The 2,336-nt window shown below is 67.0% G+C and carries 3 protein-coding genes; 2 read left to right on the top strand and 1 reads right to left on the bottom strand.

The features are described from left to right. Window positions 1-893, bottom strand: an 893-nt coding sequence (locus WAN71_RS13970) for a transglutaminase family protein (RefSeq protein WP_422225906.1), incomplete at its 3' end; no start/stop codon positions are given. A 195-nt stretch (window positions 894-1,088) separates the two neighbouring features. On the opposite strand from WAN71_RS13970, the gene WAN71_RS13965 reads away from it, so the two are divergent. Then, window positions 1,089-1,478, top strand: a complete 390-nt coding sequence (locus WAN71_RS13965; RefSeq protein ID WP_422225905.1) for an NINE protein — start codon at window positions 1,089-1,091, stop codon at window positions 1,476-1,478. A gap of 101 nt (window positions 1,479-1,579) precedes the next feature. Continuing rightward, on the top strand, window positions 1,580-2,336 hold a 757-nt coding region (locus WAN71_RS13960; RefSeq protein ID WP_422225904.1), incomplete at its 3' end, for a DUF3097 family protein.

Here is a 2,336-nt window from a genome sequence, read left to right as displayed (position 1 = left end):
GTGTTGGAGAACTCCAGCACCGATTCGCAGGGGTCGATGCCGTCGCTGATCGGAGCCGCGGTCGCCGGGTGCGGCGTGGCGGCCAGTGGGATGTGGCCCTCGCCGGCGAACAGCCCCGACGTCGGGTCCAGCCCGATCCAGCCCGCGCCGGGGATGTACACCTCGGCCCATGCGTGCAGGTCGGTGAAGTCGGCGGCCGGTCCCGACGGCCCGTCGATCGCTTCGACGTCGGATGCCAGCTGTACCAGGTAGCCGGAGACGAACCGGGCGGCCAACCCGAACTGCCGCAGGATCGAGACCAGCAGCCAGGCAGAGTCACGGCATGAGCCGATGCCGGTGCGCAGCGTGACATCGGGCGTCTGCACGCCGGGTTCCATCCGGAGGCTGTAGCCGACGTCGGCGCTGATCGCCTGGTTGAGCGCGACCAGGAAGTCGATGGTGCGGGTACCGGCTCGGACGGTGAAGTCGCGCACCCACTCGGTAACGAGTTCACCGGGCCCGGAGCCGTCGCCGTGTTCGTCGACCGGCCGCAAGTACGGTTCCAGGTCGTCGGCGAGCGCCTTGGGATAGCCAAGGCCGCCGGCAGGCCAGATCTCGGCCCAGTCCTCGATGAAGAAGTCGAACGGGTTGATCACCTTGAGGTCGGCGATCAGCCCGACGGTGATGGTCAGCCGGCTCGTCGGATTCGGAAACACCAGCCGGGCAAGGAAATTGCCCAACGCGTCCTGCTGCCAGTTGATGAAGTGTTCGGCCGGCTCGATCCGCAGTGAGTAGGCCTCGACGGGCGTGCGGGAGTGGGGTGCCGGGCGCAGCCGCACGACGTGCGGATACACCCGGACCGGCCGGTCAAAGGTGTAGCTGGTGCGGTGTTCCAGCGCAACTTTGATGGTCATAACCGCCTGATCACATCACAACAGCCCCACGGCCGCAGCGCAGGGCAATTCAGTGTCGTGGTGCCGGATCGCGCCGCGGCACACTCAGGATGGCCAAGGGCACATGATGGAAGCTCATTGCGCTACATATTGTGGGCTTCCGATGCCATGATTGCATCTCCTATTCCGACCATCTTTGCCCGAGAGCGAGAAAACATGACGTCTCCACAATCGGCGCCCGGCTGGTACCCGGACCCAAGCGGCGGGCCCGGGCAGCGCTACTGGGATGGCCAGCAATGGCAGGCGGCGGGTGCTCCGCAGCCATCCGCGGCCGTCGCGCCATATGGAGCCGCGCCATATGGAGGCATGAACTACGGTGTGGACGCCTACGGGCGGCCGCTATCGGACAAAAGCAAGCTGGTGGCCGGACTCCTGCAAATTTTCCTCGGGGGACTTGGCATTGGCCGGTTTTATCTCGGCTACAGCACCATCGGTGTCCTGCAACTCGTGACCTTTGGAGGCTGCGGGGTCTGGGCCCTGATCGACGCGATCATGATCCTCATGGGCAACGTGCCGGACGCGCAGGGGCGCACGCTGCGAGAATGATGTTTGCTGACTGCCTTCAGTGGTGATCGCAAGCAGCCAAGCGGATTTCGGCCGAGTGGCGTAACCGGGTTTTGCACGTCCGGGTTCGTAGGATCGCTCGGGTGGATGATCGTTACGGTTCGGACGTGCTGGCTCGCGACCCGCACGGCTCGCGGAAGGTCCGGTCGGTCGAAGTGCCGATAGAACTCGGCATGGTCGTCGAGGACGCGCAAACCGGCTATGTCGGCGCAGTGGTGCGCGTCGAGTACGGCCGGATGGAGCTCGAGGACCGGCACGGCCGCACTGAGCCGTTCCCGATTGGTCCCGGCTACCTGGTCGACGGCAAACCGGTGATCCTGACCGCGCCCCGACGGCCGGCACCCAGCGCGGTCACCCGGACGGCGTCGGGCTCAGTGGCGGTGACCGGAACCCGCGCCAGAGCGGCCCGGGCCGGGCGGATCTATGTAGAGGGTCGCCACGATGCCGAGCTGGTCGAACAGGTGTGGGGCGATGATCTGCGGATCGAGGGGGTGGTGGTCGAGTATCTCGGTGGCGTCGACGATCTCGTCGGCGTTGTCGAGCAGTTCCGGCCGGGGCCTGGCCGACGGCTCGGTGTGCTCGTCGACCATCTGGTGCCCGGTTCGAAGGAGGCGCGGCTGGCCGAAGCGGTCCGCCGGGGCCCGGGCGGTGCTCACACGCTGGTGGTGGGGCATCCGTTCGTCGACATCTGGCAAGCGGTCAGGCCGGCCCGGTTGGGTCTCGCGGAGTGGCCGGTGATACCGCGCGGAATCGATTGGAAACACGGGGTGTGTCAGGCGCTGGGCTGGGCCCACGCCGAGCCGGCTGAAGTCGCTGCGGCATGGCGGCGCATCCGCAGCC

Source organism: Mycobacterium sp. (assembly GCF_049280035.1).
Lineage (GTDB): Bacteria > Actinomycetota > Actinomycetes > Mycobacteriales > Mycobacteriaceae > Mycobacterium.
This window is presented reverse-complemented; position numbering and strand designations above follow the sequence as displayed.